Origin of the sequence: Bacillus sp. FJAT-27986, from assembly GCF_001685035.1 — a bacterium.
GTDB lineage: Bacteria > Bacillota > Bacilli > Bacillales > Pradoshiaceae > Pradoshia.
Genome location: NZ_MAYV01000019.1, coordinates 165,220 through 181,440, shown reverse-complemented (window position 1 = coordinate 181,440; position 16,221 = coordinate 165,220). Strand labels below are relative to the sequence as shown.

Sequence of the window (16,221 nt, the reverse complement as noted above, 5' to 3'; positions counted from 1 at the left end):
AATGGCATATCATGCTGGTGAATATGATGTAATAGTAATAGGAGCAGGTCATGCGGGGAGTGAAGCAGGTCTTGCTGCTGCCAGACAAGGGGCTAAAACACTTGTATTAACAATTAATTTGGATATGGTTGCATTTATGCCCTGTAATCCATCAGTTGGTGGTCCTGCAAAAGGGATCGTAGTCAGAGAGATTGATGCTCTTGGTGGAGAGATGGGTAAAAATATTGATAAGACCCATATTCAAATGAGAATGCTCAATACAGGTAAGGGACCGGCTGTGCGTGCGTTAAGAGCACAGGCAGATAAATTCGCCTATCAGAACGAAATGAAAAAAACGCTCGAAAATGAAAAGAATCTAACCCTCATGCAAGGGATGGTTGATCGCTTACTTATTGAGGATGGGGAATGTAAGGGCGTTATTACACAGACAGGGGCTATCTATCATTCAAAAGCAGTTGTTATTACAACAGGGACTTTTTTACGCGGAGAAATTATTTTAGGAGAATTAAAATACTCCAGCGGTCCAAATAATCAACAACCATCCATCAAGCTATCTGAACACCTTGAAGAGCTTGGATTAGATTTAGTCCGTTTTAAAACAGGTACACCGCCAAGAGTGAACGGTGATACAATTGATTACAATAAAACTGAAATACAACCTGGGGACGATGTACCAAGGGCATTTTCCTATGAGACAACGACCTATATTACGGATCAGTTGCCATGTTGGCTGACATACACAAATGAAGGAACACATACGATTATCGATAATAATTTACATCGCTCTCCTATGTATTCTGGAATGATTAAGGGTACTGGACCGCGTTACTGTCCTTCAATAGAAGATAAAGTAGTTCGTTTTAATGATAAGCCACGCCATCAAATCTTCCTTGAACCGGAAGGCAGAGACACGAATGAAGTATATGTACAAGGGCTTTCAACAAGTTTGCCGGAAGATGTTCAAAAGGAAATCCTGGCAACCATACCGGGGCTCGAAAATGTACAGATGATGCGGGCTGGCTATGCAATTGAGTATGATGCTATCGTACCAACACAGCTCTGGCCGACATTAGAAACAAAAAATATTAAAAATTTATATACTGCTGGCCAAATTAATGGTACATCAGGTTATGAAGAAGCTGCTGGACAGGGGCTAATGGCTGGGATCAATGCAGGCCGCAGAGCTCTGAATGAAGAGGAGATTATTCTGAGCCGTTCGGATGCCTATATTGGGGTTCTGATTGATGACCTGGTTACGAAGGGAACGAATGAGCCTTATAGATTGCTTACATCCCGTGCTGAATATCGTTTATTGCTGAGACATGATAATGCAGACCTGAGATTAACAGAAATAGGCCATCGCATTGGATTGATCAGTGAGGACCGTTATGAACGCTTCTTGACTAAAAAGCAAGCTATTCAGAATGAAATCGAAAGGCTGGCTGCTACCATCATTAAACCAAATGAAACTACCCAATCTTATTTAAGAGAATGGGGAAGCAGTGAACTAAAGGATGGCATTCGCGGCAATGACCTGCTTAGAAGGACAGAATTATCGTACAAACATATCAGTCAATTAATTCCTGCAGAGAGTGAAGTTCCTGAGGATGTAGCAGAGCAGGTGGAAATACAGGTTAAATATGAGGGTTATATTGAAAAGTCGATTCAGCAAGTAGAAAAGCTGAAGAAAATGGAAAACAAAAGAATCCCTGATTTAATTGATTATGACGCTATTACAGGGCTTGCTTCTGAAGCACGTCAGAAATTAAAACAGGTTCGTCCATTATCTATGGCCCAAGCTTCACGTATATCAGGTGTTAACCCAGCTGATATTTCTATCTTGCTCGTTTATATTGAACAAGGGAAAATTGCAAAAATACCCCAAAATTAAGAGGTAAATAAATGAACATATCAGAATTTAAACATGCATTAGAGGAGAAGGGAATTGTTCTTTCTCCATCTCAGCTTGACCAATTCGAAACGTATTTTAAGCTTTTGGTAGAATGGAATGAAAAAGTAAATCTGACAGCTATTACGGATAAAGAAGAGGTTTATTTGAAACATTTCTATGATTCCATCTCACCATCTTTCTTTATTGATTTTAATCAGGATCTTTCTTTATGTGATGTTGGAGCGGGAGCAGGGTTTCCCAGTATACCACTAAAGATTTGCTTTCCATCAATAAAATTGTCTATTGTAGATTCTTTAAATAAGCGGATTACCTTTTTAAAAACCTTAACAGATGAGCTGGGTTTACAGGATGTCAATTTATATCATGATCGTGCAGAAACATTTGGTAAATTAGCAGCACACCGGGAACAATATGATTATGTTACGGCTAGAGCAGTTGCCAGATTATCGGTTTTAAGCGAGTTATGCCTTCCATTAGTAAAAAAAGGAGGCAAATTTATCGCTTTAAAAGGTGCCGGTGCTGATGATGAAGTATTGGCAGGGAAAAAGGCGTTGACAATTTTAGGTGGTAAAATGGATCAGGACTTTTATTTCCAACTGCCAAAGGAAGACAGCAAACGTCATATTATCTTAATAGATAAAGTAAAAGAAACGCCAAAAAAATATCCACGAAAACCGGGAACACCAAATAAGCAGCCATTAGAGTAAACTTTATTGAGACGGATATTCTAAAAAACGGTATAATAAAGATAGTTATTACCAAAAAATGAGACAATCTGAACTTATTTAAATATGATTTTTGCCAATGATTAAGCTAGTTGGAAGTTTTTTAAAGGTGGTGTAGGGATGACAAAACATCCTTTTTCACGTTTTTTTGGACTTGGAGATAAAGAACAAAATGTTGACAGGGAATCGGAAATTGAGACGGAAAAAGAAGAAATAAACCATGACGAAATCCATAAATTACCTATTTCTTCAATTGTACCAAATCGTTTTCAACCAAGAAGTATTTTTGATGATGAGAAAATTGAAGAACTTGCTCTGACTATAGAAACGCATGGAATTATTCAACCCATTGTTGTCAGAGAAATCCATGATGGACAATTTGAAATAATTGCCGGTGAACGTCGATACCGAGCCATAAGTAAATTGGGTTGGGATAAAATTCCTGCCATTATTAATAATCTCTCAGACACTGAAACAGCATCTGTTGCTTTAATAGAGAACCTTCAACGTGAGGAATTATCTCCTATTGAAGAAGCTGTGGCATACAGTAAATTAATTGAACTGCATCAATTGACCCAGGAAGGTCTTGCAAACAGGCTTGGAATAGGACAATCTACGGTTGCCAATAAAATCCGTTTACTTAAATTGCCGCAGGTGGTTCAGAATGCGGTCATGCAAAAGGCAATCACAGAAAGACATGCACGCTCCTTAATCCCATTAAAAGATCCTGAAAAACAGGCGAAGCTTGTCGAAGAAATTATTGATAAAGGACTGAATGTGAAGCAGACAGAGGAACGAGTCAACAAACTGCTTTCAGCTGATGAAGACAAAAAGCCTCGTGCCATCCGAAAAGCATTCAGTAAGGATATGCGCATAGCGGTAAATACTATCCGTCAATCAATGAGCATGGTTAAGGATAATGGAATTAACTTAGACTCAGAGGAAACAGAGTTTGATGATTTTTATCAAATTACAATCCGTATTCCGAAAAAGAGGAAATAATAGTTTGATTAATTGATAACTTGGCAATCCGATAGGTTGCCAGTTTTTTTTATATAATCAAAACTTTTTACAAAAATCGATACTTTCTGTGTGATAATTTTAAATATATGAACTTTGAAAAATAGAAACATGTTAAAATAGAAACGTTATAAGTCTGAATGTAAAGTGAGGCAGGTGACAACATGGGAAAAGTAATATCTATTGCAAACCAAAAAGGAGGAGTTGGTAAAACAACAACCTCAGTTAATTTGGGGGCCTGCTTGGCGTACATAGGAAAGAAAGTTTTGCTAGTCGATGTTGATCCACAAGGAAATGCGACCAGTGGAGTAGGGATAGAGAAGGCTGATGTTGAACAATGCATTTATGATGTACTTATTGATGATGTGGATGTTGCTGATGTTATTAAGGCAACGAAAGTTGAAAACCTAGATGTCATACCGGCTACTATTCAACTTGCAGGTGCTGAAATAGAATTGGTTCCTACCATATCCAGAGAAGTACGCTTGAAAAGAGCGTTAGAAGCAGTCGTTAATGAGTATGATTATATTATTATTGATTGCCCTCCATCTTTAGGTTTATTAACTCTAAATTCCCTTACAGCATCTGATGCTGTGCTTATACCTGTGCAATGTGAATACTACGCCCTTGAAGGCCTCAGTCAATTACTTAATACGGTTAGATTAGTCCAGAAACATTTAAACCATGATTTAAAAATAGAGGGAGTATTATTAACCATGCTTGATGCCCGGACAAACCTGGGTATACAAGTCATAGATGAGGTTAAGAAGTACTTTCAGGATAAAGTATATAAAACGATCATTCCACGTACCGTACGTTTAAGTGAAGCACCAAGCCATGGTGAGCCGATTATTATTTATGATCCAAAGTCACGTGGAGCGGAAGTATATTTAGATTTGGCAAAGGAAGTGGTTGCAAATGGGTAAGGGATTGGGGAAAGGTCTTGATGCCCTTATTGCTAACATGGAAGTCAGCAAAGAAGAAGTGGTACAAGAGATTGCGATTAAAAATTTGCGGCCAAATCCATATCAACCAAGGAAATCTTTTCAGCCTGAAGCTATTGAAGAATTAAAGAACTCAATTCTTCAACATGGAATTTTACAGCCTCTGATTGTACGGAAAAGCAGTATTAAAGGCTATGAAATAGTGGCTGGAGAAAGGCGCTTTCGTGCTGCTAAAGAAGCAAAAATGAAAACTGTGCCTGCTGTAGTTCGTGAATTTGATGATCGACAAATGATGGAACTTGCTTTATTGGAAAATCTTCAAAGAGAAGATTTAAATCCAGTAGAGGAGGGTGCTGCTTATCAGTCATTATTGAGAAACCTTGATATCACTCAAGAAGAATTGGCGAAAAGAATGGGGAAAAGCCGACCTCATATAGCCAATCATATTCGATTGTTATCATTGCCTGCATTGATTCAGGATTATATTTCTCAAGGAAAATTATCAATGGGACATGGAAGAGCATTGTTAAGCCTGAAATCAAAAAAAGATATTAAACCTCTGGCTGATAAAGTAATTAAGGAAAATCTTAATGTTAGGCAATTAGAGGGGATCATTCAAGGTTTGAATGAAAGTGTTCCACGTGAAACAAAAAAAGTCCCTGCTAAGGATATATTTATTCAGGAAAGAGAAAATCAATTAAGAGAACGTTTCGGTACAACAGTTAATATTAAACAGAATAATAAGCGTGGGAAGATAGAAATAGAATTTTTCTCCAATGAGGATTTAGAGAGACTCCTTGAAATTTTAGAAAAATAAAAAACCATTTATATGGTTTTTTATTTTTCTCTATAAATTATTGTCATGTACCTTTTCTTCTTCGAAGTTCCAATTAAATGTTGTAGTTATGGAAGCGGCATGATTATAGGATAAACCGGCTAAATAAATACCTTTTGTAATAGCTTTAGCCATTTTTAAGACTAAATTTAAACGAGTATTTTGAAGCACAAAGTATTCCATAAATCCACTAACATTAACGATTCCTGTAATATGGGCTTCTCCCACATTGGGCAATTCTTTATTTACACCGGCACCAGGCTTTACAGGGCCTTTACCAACCTGGATAATTCCAACACTTTTAACTCTGCCAAGACAAGCGTCTATTCCAATAATAAATGGATTTTCATGTATGCTATGAATATAATTAAGTTTTTCTTGTAAATTCACAGCATGGATTGGATCCTCTAATGTACCATATATATAAAAATTGGGCAGTGTTTTCTCACTTAACAATGTTCCAATTAAAGGACCAAGTGAATCACCAGTTGAACGGTCTGTACCGATACAAACAATGACAACAGGACGTACTTTATGAGAAGGGAGGATTGTGAGTAATTCTCTAGAGATAACATGGTGGGCATTCTCTTCCTCATATGATATTCGATTTGTTGTATTGCGTTGTTCAAAAAAAGAAGGCCTCATGTTCATAATTACCACTCCTCTGCAAAAGTACTATCAGTATACGGAAAATATAGGGATTTTATACACTGAACTTTGGAATATTTTGCAGACTTTCGAATCCTATATTCTTCCCATCCGGTTATCAGGATGAAAATACTTGTCTTTTTATATACACTTTTTCCTTCCAAAGCTGAGATGTAGTAAAATGGTTAACGTTTCTTTTAAACAGATTGATTTATCATATGTATACCCAAGCATAAGGAATAAAGAAACATTGTCATTATTCATTTATATAGGTATTTAGATCCTAGTAGATTTGAATAAGTTATATTAAAAAAACATTTAGTTTCAATTCATATACCCAGGTAATAATAGTGAATGGTTCTTTATAGCGAATTTAGTGTGAAACGTTATTCTTATATGATGAAATGAAAGGAAAGAAATTAGAGAAACGGGAGTCTAGGTAGATTTCTGTTTATTCTGGATGTTGGTTTTAATTGGAGGTCTGGCCATATGCTGATATAATTCATGGATATAAAGGGAAAAGTTTAAATAATGGAGGATTAAAAAACTATGGATGATAAGGATTTTGGATTGAATGATGTTGTTGAAATGAAAAAGCCTCATCCATGTGGTATCAACCGCTGGAAGATTATTAGACTTGGTATGGACGTCCGAATTAAATGTGAAGGATGTGACCATAGTGTCATGTTGCCCCGTAAAGATTTTGTTAGGAAGATGAAAAAGATACTTCAGAAACACGAGGCATAATCTCAAAGCTTAATGTACAGCTTGTATGCTATCATAATAAAGTGTAATTCAAATACTAATTGAAAAATAATAGCGGCTTGTCTTTTAGATGACTTGTCACTATAATTGGTAAAGGTTTATCACATATAGATTATATAACATTTAATATGTTTTCACATAAGGAGTGAATGATGTGGCATTAACAGCTGGAATAGTAGGTCTGCCTAACGTAGGGAAGTCTACTCTCTTTAATGCAATAACACAGGCTGGAGCAGAATCTGCTAACTATCCATTTTGTACGATTGATCCTAATGTAGGGATTGTAGAGGTACCAGATCATAGATTGCAAAAGCTGACAGAGCTTGTAGTACCGAAGAAAACAGTACCGACTGCTTTTGAATTTACCGATATCGCAGGAATTGTAAAAGGGGCAAGTAAAGGAGAAGGCTTAGGCAATAAATTCCTTTCCCATATTCGCCAGGTAGATGCAATTTGCCATGTAGTAAGATGCTTTGCTGATGAAAATATTACCCACGTTTCAGGTAAGGTTAATCCAATCGATGATATTGAAACGATTAATCTCGAATTAATTCTCGCTGATATGGAAACGGTAGAGAAAAGAATTGACCGTGTAGGTAAATTAGCTAAACAAAAAGATAAGGAAGCAGTTGTTGAGTATGAAGTTCTTTCCTTATTAAAAGAAGCATTTGAAGCTGAAAAACCAGCCAGAGCAGTTGAATTCACGGAAGAACAGCTCAAAATCGTGAAAGGATTACATCTTCTCACGATTAAACCAGTTTTATATGTTGCTAATGTTGATGAAGATGAAGTAGCAGATGCGTCCGATAATGATTACGTGACTCAGGTTCGTGAATTTGCAGCGAAGGAAAATGCTGAGGTAATCGTGATTTGTGCCAAAATTGAATCGGAAATTGCAGAGCTTGAAGGCGAAGAAAAAGCGATGTTCCTTGAAGAACTAGGCATAGAAGAATCTGGGTTGGATCAATTAATTCGAGCGTCTTATCAATTGTTGGGCTTGGCAACATATTTCACGGCAGGTGTTCAAGAAGTACGTGCCTGGACTTTCCGTAAAGGGATGAAGGCGCCACAGTGTGCTGGAATTATTCACTCTGATTTTGAACGTGGATTTATTCGCGCAGAAATCGTTTCTTATGAAGATCTGATGGCAGCTGGTTCCATGAATGCTGCGAAAGAAGCGGGTAAAGTTAGATTAGAAGGTAAAGAATACGAAGTAAAAGACGGAGACATTATTCACTTCCGTTTCAATGTATAAACAAGAGGACCGGTCAGTATGATCGGTCTTTTTTATCAATTTGCAAACTTCTTATATGTATGCTATACTTTTAACTTGTGAGTAATTGTAATTAATTGCTCCTTGCCCATAAGGGCCGTTTAGACCAAAAGGAGGTGACAGTGATGACAAAATACGAAGTTATGTATATCATCCGTCCAAACATTGAGGAAGATGGAAAAAAAGCTTTAGTTGAGCGTTTTAACACAATTTTAGCTGACAAGGGTGCTGAAGTTCTTGAAACAAAAGAATGGGGCAAACGCCGTCTTGCTTATGAAATCAATGATTTCCGTGATGGATATTACATGATCAACAAAATCCAAGCTGAAACTGCAGAGGCTGTTCAAGAATTTGACCGTCTTGCTAAAATCAGCGAAGATATCATCCGTCATATTGTAGTTAAAGAAGAAGAGTAATTTTGATTGAACATAAATTGTTTCATGTGGAACAATTTTCTAATATTAGGAGTTGATTCTGTTGATAAACCGTGTCATTTTGGTAGGTCGTTTAACGAAGGATCCTGATCTCCGCTATACTCCGAATGGTGTTCCTGTTTCAACCTTCACATTAGCAGTGAATCGCCCATTTTCTAACCAACAAGGTGAACGGGAAACAGATTTTATTAACTGTGTTGTTTGGCGACGCCAGGCAGAAAATGCAGCTAATTATCTAAAAAAGGGTAATCTTGCTGGAGTTGATGGACGTATTCAAACTCGTAATTATGAAGGTCAGGATGGAAAACGTGTCTATGTAACAGAAGTGTTGGCAGAGAGCGTACAATTCCTAGAGCCTAAAGGTTCATCTGCCGGTGAAAAAAGCGGCGGAAGCCAATATGGTGGTCATGATACCAATCCATTTGGCCAGGGAAATAGCAACCAAAACCAGAATCAACGGAAGGACAGTAATTATACGAAGATTGATGATGATCCATTCAGTAGTAATGGACAAACTATCGATATTTCGGATGATGACCTTCCATTCTAACATTGATAATTCGAACGGACGTATATAATTATAATGAAAGGGAGTGAATAATATGGCAGGCGGACGCAGAGGCGGACGTGCAAAACGCCGTAAGGTTTGTTATTTCACAGCAAACGGCATTACGCACATCGACTATAAAGATGTAGATCTTCTTAAAAAGTTTATCTCTGAGCGTGGAAAAATTCTTCCACGTCGTGTAACTGGAACAAGCGCTAAGTACCAACGTAGATTGACTATTGCAATCAAACGTGCTCGTACTATGGCTCTTCTACCATTCGTAGCAGAGGAAAAATAAGATTTTACACATAAAAACGGAAAGGGAATCCTTTCCGTTTTTTAATTGTATTTAAGGAAACAGTATTGACATGAGGAATTATTAATAAAATTACAGACATCGAATTACATTATTTTTAAATATTATTTCAATATAACATTATGGTTCAATGTAATGTCTTGTTTTTTGGATATCATTTTATTTATGCTTTATAATATTCTTTGTATGTATTTATTGTTTTAAATAGGTACTAATGAAGGGTATTAATTATACGCCTCTGAACAGGTAATTAATTGCTCTGTTGGTCATAATGGAGTTTTATCAAGTATAATGATAAGTAATACATAAATTGATCCACATTATTTAGGAGCTGAATCTATGCCATCTTATTTAAACAGGCAAGCGATCCGTTATCCCATCTACGCATTATTGGGTGTATCTTTAGTAATCATCGGAGTTCTTGCTTATTATAATTGGATATTTGCAATAGTAGCTTCTTTGCTTTTTGGCATTCTCTTCTTTCTAATATTAAAAATTGAATATGGAATACAAAAAGAAACGGAAATCTATATTTCCACTCTATCCTATCGATTAAAAAAAGTGGGGGAAGAAGCTCTATTAGAAATGCCAATAGGTATACTGCTTTTCAACGAGGATTATGTAATTGAATGGACCAACCCATATATGGCTAAGTGTCTCCAGGAAGATACTTTGGTTGGAAAATACATTTCTGAGGTTGCAGAACCCTTAATACCTTTGGTGAAAAGAGAGGAAAGCGAAGATATTGTAGCAATTTATAATCGTAAGTTTCGAGTAGTCCATAAACCGGAGGAAAGATTGCTTTATTTCTTCGATGTTACAGAGCAAACAGAAATTGAAAAAATGTACGAAGAAGAGCGAACTGTCATTGGAATTATCTATCTAGATAACTATGACGATGTGACACAAGGAATGGACGACCAGCGAAAAAGCAGCTTAAATAGCTTTGTAACCGCCCTATTAAATAATTGGGCTAAAGAATATGGAGTCTTTTTAAAGAGAATTTCCTCGGATCGGTTTATCGCTATTTTTAGCGAAAGTATTCTTAACCACCTAGAAAAAACGAAATTTTCCATACTGGATGATGTACGGGAAACAACGGCCAAGCAAAATGTTCCGTTAACACTGAGTATAGGTGTGGGGAGCGGAGTTTCTGTATTACCTGAATTGGGCAGCATTGCTCAATCAAGTCTTGATCTGGCTCTGGGTAGAGGTGGAGATCAGGTTGCCATTAAACTCCCAAATGGAAAAGTGAAATTTTATGGTGGCAAAACGAATCCTATGGAGAAAAGAACTAGAGTTCGCGCACGGGTAATTTCACATGCACTGCGTGATTTGATAGTCGATAGTGATAAAGTTATTGTAATGGGACATAAGTTTCCCGATATGGATGCTATTGGTTCGTCCTTAGGGATATTAAAAATTGCCGAAATGAATAACCGTGAAGGATATATTATTCTAGACAGAAGTGAATTAGATTCAAGTGTTAAACGACTTCTATCTCAAGTGAAGCAAAAGCCTGAGTTGGACTCCAGATTTATATCACCTGAAATTGGTGTTGAGCTAATCACCGATAAAACATTACTTGTTATCGTAGATACTCATAAGCCAAGCATGGTCATTGAGGAAAAACTGGTTTCCCGGGCTGAAAAAATCGTGGTGATTGATCATCACAGGCGTGGCGAGGAATTTATAGATAATTCTATCCTGGTTTATATGGAGCCATATGCATCATCTACAGCCGAGTTAGTAACGGAGCTTATTGAATACCAGCCAAAGCGTGTTAAGGTAGGTATGCTGGAAGCAACTGCTTTGCTGGCTGGTATTATAGTGGATACAAAATCCTTTACATTTAGAACAGGATCCAGAACTTTCGATGCTGCTTCTTTTTTAAGAGGGCATGGTGCAGACACAGTCCTTGTACAAAAGCTTCTTAAGGAAGATGTAGATACTTACCTAAAGCGCGCAAAGCTGATTGAGGACGTTTATTTTTATCATAAAGGGATTGCTATTGCTCATGGTGATTTAAATGAATTTGCTGATCAGGTTTTGATTGCCCAGGCTGCAGACACATTGTTAGCAATGGATGAAGTGATCGCATCCTTTGTGTTATCACGAAAATCAGAAACTAGCATTGGCATAAGTGCAAGATCTCTTGGCGATATAAATGTTCAGGTTATTATGGAACGTTTGGGTGGCGGAGGGCATCTTACAAATGCGGCAACTCAACTGGATGACATTTCAATGGAAAAAGCAGAGCAAATGTTGAAAGATGCAATTGATGAGCTATATGAAGGAGGCACAAACACATGAGAGTAATATTTTTAAAAGATGTTAAAGGAAAAGGAAAAAAAGGTGAAATTAAAAATGTTGCAGATGGGTATGCACATAATTTCCTTTTGAAACAGGGATTAGCTGTAGAAGCAACCGGCAGCAATATGAAAACACTAGAAAATCAGAAAAATAAAGAAGTACAGCTTGCAGCTGAGGAACTAGAAAATGCAAAAAAATTAAAAGAGCAATTAGAAAAGCTTACAATTGAATTAAAAGCGAAGACTGGTGAGGGCGGCAGAATCTTTGGATCCATTACCAGCAAACAGATTGCTGACGAATTACAAAAACAGCATAAGCATAAAATTGATAAACGTAAAATTGAATTAGAAGACGCAATTCGCTCTCTCGGCTACACAAAAGTTCCGGTTAAGCTTCATCATGAGGTAACCGCTACTTTAAATGTTCATGTGAAAGAACAATAAAATATTTTCCCAGGAAATAATTTTCTTAAAAAAAGTGATGAAAAGCTTGTTAGCTGATTTCATCACTTTTTTTTAGTATGATAGAAGTTACTAATGCAAATGAAAGTTAAAATAAATAATTTCCTGTACCTATTCTCTTCATTTCCATATACAATAGAATAGCAATCCATTTTAATTGCTAATAAAAATATATAATTACGTTTAAATATATAAAGGGGGTTTGCCGAATGAATGAGCTCTTTACTGATTTGGTTCCACCACAAAATGTTGAGGCGGAACAAGCGGTTTTAGGAGCAATTTTTCTTGTGCCTTCCTCTTTAATACTTGCCTCTGAGATTTTGATACCTGAGGATTTTTATAGAAGTGCACACCAAAAAATCTTCCTGGTTATGCTGAAGCTAAACGACAAAGGAAAGGCTGTCGATTTAGTCACAGTAACAGAAGAACTAAGTGCAACAAAGCAGCTTGAAGAGGTAGGGGGAGTTCCCTATTTAACAGAACTGGCGTCATCAGTACCTACCGCGGCCAATATAGAATATTATGCCCGAATTGTTGAAGAAAAGTCCGTTCTTAGAAGATTAATTAATACAGCAACTGGCATTGTACAAGATGGGTATTCACGTGAAGATGAAGTAGAAAGTCTCTTGGGTGAAGCCGAAAAGAGCATTATGGAAGTTGCCTCCCGAAAAAATGCCGGAGCCTTTCACAACATTAAAGATGTTTTAGTTCGGACCTATGACAATATTGAGTTACTTCATAACCGCGTAGGAGATGTAACTGGAATACCTACAGGCTTTAATGACTTGGATCACATGACAGCAGGCTTTCAGCGTAATGATTTAATTATCGTTGCTGCCCGTCCATCTGTTGGTAAAACAGCCTTTGCACTTAATATTGCCCAAAACGTTGCAACAAAAACGGATGAAAATGTTGCGATTTTCAGTTTGGAGATGGGTGCAGAACAATTGGTCATGCGTATGCTTTGCGCAGAAGGTAATATAAATGCTCAAAACCTTAGAACAGGATCTCTGACAGACGAAGATTGGCGCAAATTAACACTGGCAATGGGAAGCTTATCAAATGCAGGTATATTTATAGATGATACTCCGGGTGTCCGAATTAGTGAAATCCGTTCAAAATGCCGTCGTTTAAAGCAAGAACATGGACTTGGCATGATCCTGATTGACTATCTCCAGCTTATTCAGGGAAATGGCAGATCAGGCGAAAACAGACAACAGGAAGTATCAGAAATTTCCCGTTCCCTTAAGGCCTTGGCAAGGGAGCTAGAAGTTCCGGTTATCGCTCTTTCCCAGCTCTCTCGTGGTGTTGAGCAACGTCAGGACAAGCGTCCGATGATGTCTGATATCCGTGAGTCAGGAAGTATTGAGCAAGATGCTGATATTGTAGCCTTCTTATACAGGGAAGATTATTATGATAAAGAAACAGAAAACCAAAATGTTATTGAAATTATCATTGCGAAACAGCGTAATGGCCCGGTTGGAACAGTTCAACTGGCATTTGTGAAGGAATACAATAAGTTTGTTAATTTAGAGAGAAGATTCCAGGATGATGCCATACCTTCTGGAGCATAATAGTTTATAGACCGACCCACCAAACAAAGGTGGGTTTATTTTTATTACATCAATACACGAACATATTTTACTATTTTCATATAAACGTTCGTGAATTCCTTGAAATTACTTCATGTAATTGATACACTTAATTTGTTTGTTAAGCCAAAGTGCAAGATGTTGGTAAATTAGTGGAGGTGTAAAGAATGTCTTCAGTCGTAGTAGTAGGTACACAATGGGGAGACGAAGGTAAAGGAAAGATTACAGATTTCCTTTCAGAAAACGCAGAAGTAATTGCCAGATATCAAGGTGGAAATAATGCGGGACATACAATAAAATTTAATGGTGAAACATATAAGCTTCATTTGATTCCCTCAGGCATATTCTATAAGGATAAGATATCGGTAATTGGAAATGGTATGGTCGTTGACCCTAAAGCACTTATTGAGGAGCTTACTTATCTGCACGATCGTGGGATTACCACAGATAATTTACGTATCAGCAATAGAGCCCATGTGATTCTTCCTTATCATCTGAAACTTGATGAAGTAGAGGAAGAGAGAAAAGGGAGTAATAAAATAGGTACTACTAAAAAGGGAATTGGCCCGGCTTATATGGATAAAGCAGCCCGTATAGGTATCAGGATTGCCGATTTATTAGATAAAGAAGTATTTGAAGAGAAGTTAACAAGAAACTTGGAAGAGAAAAACCGTATGCTGGAACGTTTTTATGAAACTGAAGGCTTTACGATGGATGATTTCTTTGAAGAATATTATGAATATGGACAGCAAATTAAACAATATGTGTGTGATACCTCTGTTGTTTTAAATGACGCCTTGGATGAAGGACGCCGTGTTTTATTTGAAGGAGCACAAGGGGTAATGCTTGATATCGATCAGGGAACATACCCATTCGTTACATCCTCCAACCCAGTTGCGGGCGGCGTGACAATCGGTTCCGGAGTTGGACCATCAAAAATCAATCATGTAGTGGGTGTATGTAAAGCCTACACGACACGTGTTGGAGATGGACCATTCCCTACCGAACTTGATAACGAAATTGGTAATCAAATTCGTGAGGTAGGAAGAGAATATGGTACTACTACGGGACGTCCGCGAAGGGTAGGTTGGTTCGATAGCGTCGTTGTCCGCCATGCGCGCCGCGTTAGTGGAATCACTGATCTTTCTCTTAACTCTATCGATGTTTTAACAGGTATTGAAACATTAAAAATCTGTGTTGCTTATCGACACGATGGAAAAGTATTGGAGGAGTTCCCGGCGAGTCTGAAAATATTGGCTGAATGTGAACCAATCTATGAAGAACTGCCAGGCTGGACAGAAGATATCACGGGTGTGAAAACATTGTCTGAACTGCCTGCAAATGCACGTACTTATCTAGAAAGAGTATCTCAGTTAACAGGTATTCCATTATCAATCTTTTCTGTAGGACCGGACCGTAATCAAACGAATATACTCCGCAATCCATACGGTATATAAAAAATAACTGGCTGACAGACGAAAACGTTTGTCAGCTTTTTGAATAAATTAATCATTAGTACTAGTATATTTCATAGAGAATTTGAGGGTTAGACACCAGTCTAATCCTTTTTGGTATTCACCCTTGTATATATTTGGAATTAAATTTTAAAAAGATGACCTGTTTCAATAGAAATGGTAAAGTAAGATTAGGATAGTTTAACAAAATTGTGACTCGCAGATGTCATTAATATAGACATTTTATTATATAAAAGGGAGAAATAGACGATGGATAAAAAGATACTGGTTGTTGATGATGAAAAGCCTATTGCAGATATATTACAGTTTAACTTGAAAAAAGAAGGATTTGATGTGTATTGTGCCTATGACGGTAATGATGCCATTAAACTGGTAGAAGAACTTCAGCCAGATTTGATTTTATTAGATATCATGCTACCGCAACAGGACGGAATGGAAGTATGCAGGGAAGTGCGGAAGAAATATGATATGCCAATTATTATGCTGACGGCAAAGGATTCCGAAATAGATAAAGTGCTTGGCCTGGAACTGGGCGCAGACGATTATGTGACAAAGCCGTTCAGTACTCGTGAATTAATTGCGCGCGTAAAAGCGAATTTACGCAGGCAAAAACATGCTGCAAATCAGCAGGAAGATAACGAGGAAACAAATGAAATTACGATTGGCAATCTAGTGATACATCCTGATTCTTATATGGTATCCAAAAGAGGTGACACCATTGAATTAACCCATAGGGAATTTGAGCTTCTCTTTTATCTCGCTAAACATATAGGCCAGGTAATGACAAGGGAGCATCTTCTGCAGACAGTATGGGGCTATGATTACTATGGAGATGTCAGAACAGTTGATGTAACCGTTCGACGCTTACGTGAAAAAATAGAAGATAATCCAAGCCATCCTGCATGGATTGTTACAAGAAGAGGAGTTGGGTACTACCTCCGTCATCCTGAACAGGAGTAAA

At 37.4% G+C, this 16,221-nt stretch carries 16 protein-coding genes; 15 read left to right on the top strand and 1 reads right to left on the bottom strand.

Annotated features, from left to right (window positions below):
* The first annotated feature begins 1 nt into the window (after position 1).
* The 5 genes from mnmG (at position 2) to A8L44_RS17870 (ending at position 5,418) form a co-directional block, all read left to right on the top strand.
* Positions 2–1,891: a tRNA uridine-5-carboxymethylaminomethyl(34) synthesis enzyme MnmG gene (gene mnmG, locus A8L44_RS18780; protein WP_066109717.1), complete on the top strand. Its 1,890-nt coding sequence runs from the start codon at positions 2–4 to the stop codon at positions 1,889–1,891.
* 11 nt (positions 1,892–1,902) lie between these two features.
* A complete protein-coding gene (gene rsmG / locus A8L44_RS17885) occupies positions 1,903–2,619 on the top strand; it encodes a 16S rRNA (guanine(527)-N(7))-methyltransferase RsmG (protein WP_066109714.1) in 717 nt (238 codons plus the stop codon).
* Between the two features lie 138 nt (positions 2,620–2,757).
* Positions 2,758–3,639 (top strand): nucleoid occlusion protein, encoded by an 882-nt coding sequence (gene noc / locus A8L44_RS17880; protein WP_066109711.1) that lies wholly within the window; start codon positions 2,758–2,760, stop codon positions 3,637–3,639.
* A gap of 182 nt (positions 3,640–3,821) precedes the next feature.
* A complete protein-coding gene (locus A8L44_RS17875; RefSeq protein WP_066109709.1) occupies positions 3,822–4,583 on the top strand; it encodes a ParA family protein in 762 nt (253 codons plus the stop codon).
* Positions 4,576–5,418, top strand: a complete 843-nt coding sequence (locus tag A8L44_RS17870) for a ParB/RepB/Spo0J family partition protein (RefSeq protein ID WP_066109707.1) — start codon at positions 4,576–4,578, stop codon at positions 5,416–5,418. Before A8L44_RS17875 ends, A8L44_RS17870 begins: the two co-directional genes overlap by 8 nt.
* A 30-nt stretch (positions 5,419–5,448) precedes the next feature.
* Here the strand turns inward: A8L44_RS17870 and yyaC are convergent, their stop codons facing one another.
* Positions 5,449–6,087 carry a spore protease YyaC gene (gene yyaC, locus A8L44_RS17865; protein ID WP_066109705.1) on the bottom strand — a complete coding sequence of 213 codons (639 nt, stop codon included), beginning with the start codon at positions 6,085–6,087 and terminating at the stop codon, positions 5,449–5,451.
* 546 nt (positions 6,088–6,633) lie between these two features.
* Between yyaC and A8L44_RS17860 the strand changes: the two genes are divergently transcribed.
* The 10 genes from A8L44_RS17860 to yycF all read left to right on the top strand — a co-directional run bounded on the left by A8L44_RS17860 (position 6,634) and on the right by yycF (position 16,220).
* The gene (locus A8L44_RS17860; RefSeq protein WP_066109702.1) at positions 6,634–6,831 is read left to right on the top strand and encodes a DUF951 domain-containing protein; all 198 of its coding nucleotides are present in this window, start codon (positions 6,634–6,636) and stop codon (positions 6,829–6,831) included.
* A 172-nt stretch (positions 6,832–7,003) separates the two neighbouring features.
* Positions 7,004–8,104, top strand: coding sequence for a redox-regulated ATPase YchF (gene ychF, locus A8L44_RS17855; RefSeq protein WP_066109696.1), 1,101 nt, complete (start codon positions 7,004–7,006; stop codon positions 8,102–8,104).
* Positions 8,105–8,244: 140 nt separating this feature from the next.
* Positions 8,245–8,538 (top strand): 30S ribosomal protein S6, encoded by a 294-nt coding sequence (rpsF, locus tag A8L44_RS17850; RefSeq protein WP_302621348.1) that lies wholly within the window; start codon positions 8,245–8,247, stop codon positions 8,536–8,538.
* Between the two features lie 61 nt (positions 8,539–8,599).
* Complete coding sequence (ssb, locus tag A8L44_RS17845; protein ID WP_066109692.1) at positions 8,600–9,106, top strand: single-stranded DNA-binding protein; 507 nt, start codon at positions 8,600–8,602, stop codon at positions 9,104–9,106.
* Positions 9,107–9,158: 52 nt separating this feature from the next.
* A complete protein-coding gene (gene rpsR / locus A8L44_RS17840) occupies positions 9,159–9,401 on the top strand; it encodes a 30S ribosomal protein S18 (RefSeq protein ID WP_066109691.1) in 243 nt (80 codons plus the stop codon).
* Between the two features lie 357 nt (positions 9,402–9,758).
* Positions 9,759–11,732, top strand: a complete 1,974-nt coding sequence (locus A8L44_RS17835) for a DHH family phosphoesterase (RefSeq protein ID WP_066109688.1) — start codon at positions 9,759–9,761, stop codon at positions 11,730–11,732.
* Complete coding sequence (rplI, locus tag A8L44_RS17830; RefSeq protein WP_066109684.1) at positions 11,729–12,175, top strand: 50S ribosomal protein L9; 447 nt, start codon at positions 11,729–11,731, stop codon at positions 12,173–12,175. The genes A8L44_RS17835 and rplI overlap by 4 nt, the downstream gene beginning before the upstream one ends.
* 227 nt (positions 12,176–12,402) lie before the next feature.
* Positions 12,403–13,767 carry a replicative DNA helicase gene (gene dnaB, locus A8L44_RS17825; protein WP_066109682.1) on the top strand — a complete coding sequence of 455 codons (1,365 nt, stop codon included), beginning with the start codon at positions 12,403–12,405 and terminating at the stop codon, positions 13,765–13,767.
* 185 nt (positions 13,768–13,952) lie between these two features.
* Positions 13,953–15,242, top strand: coding sequence for an adenylosuccinate synthase (locus A8L44_RS17820; protein WP_066109679.1), 1,290 nt, complete (start codon positions 13,953–13,955; stop codon positions 15,240–15,242).
* A gap of 267 nt (positions 15,243–15,509) precedes the next feature.
* A complete protein-coding gene (yycF, locus tag A8L44_RS17815; RefSeq protein ID WP_066109676.1) occupies positions 15,510–16,220 on the top strand; it encodes a response regulator YycF in 711 nt (236 codons plus the stop codon).
* Position 16,221: the final 1 nt, after the last annotated feature.

Coding starts and splice junctions, on each gene's coding strand:
- mnmG (WP_066109717.1), top strand. CDS start 2: ATGGCATATCATGCTGGTGAATATGATGTAATAGTAATAGGAGCAGGT.
- rsmG (WP_066109714.1), top strand. CDS start 1,903: ATGAACATATCAGAATTTAAACATGCATTAGAGGAGAAGGGAATTGTT.
- noc (WP_066109711.1), top strand. CDS start 2,758: ATGACAAAACATCCTTTTTCACGTTTTTTTGGACTTGGAGATAAAGAA.
- A8L44_RS17875 (WP_066109709.1), top strand. CDS start 3,822: ATGGGAAAAGTAATATCTATTGCAAACCAAAAAGGAGGAGTTGGTAAA.
- A8L44_RS17870 (WP_066109707.1), top strand. CDS start 4,576: ATGGGTAAGGGATTGGGGAAAGGTCTTGATGCCCTTATTGCTAACATG.
- yyaC (WP_066109705.1), bottom strand. CDS start 6,087: ATGAACATGAGGCCTTCTTTTTTTGAACAACGCAATACAACAAATCGA.
- A8L44_RS17860 (WP_066109702.1), top strand. CDS start 6,634: ATGGATGATAAGGATTTTGGATTGAATGATGTTGTTGAAATGAAAAAG.
- rpsR (WP_066109691.1), top strand. CDS start 9,159: ATGGCAGGCGGACGCAGAGGCGGACGTGCAAAACGCCGTAAGGTTTGT.
- A8L44_RS17835 (WP_066109688.1), top strand. CDS start 9,759: ATGCCATCTTATTTAAACAGGCAAGCGATCCGTTATCCCATCTACGCA.
- rplI (WP_066109684.1), top strand. CDS start 11,729: ATGAGAGTAATATTTTTAAAAGATGTTAAAGGAAAAGGAAAAAAAGGT.
- dnaB (WP_066109682.1), top strand. CDS start 12,403: ATGAATGAGCTCTTTACTGATTTGGTTCCACCACAAAATGTTGAGGCG.
- A8L44_RS17820 (WP_066109679.1), top strand. CDS start 13,953: ATGTCTTCAGTCGTAGTAGTAGGTACACAATGGGGAGACGAAGGTAAA.
- yycF (WP_066109676.1), top strand. CDS start 15,510: ATGGATAAAAAGATACTGGTTGTTGATGATGAAAAGCCTATTGCAGAT.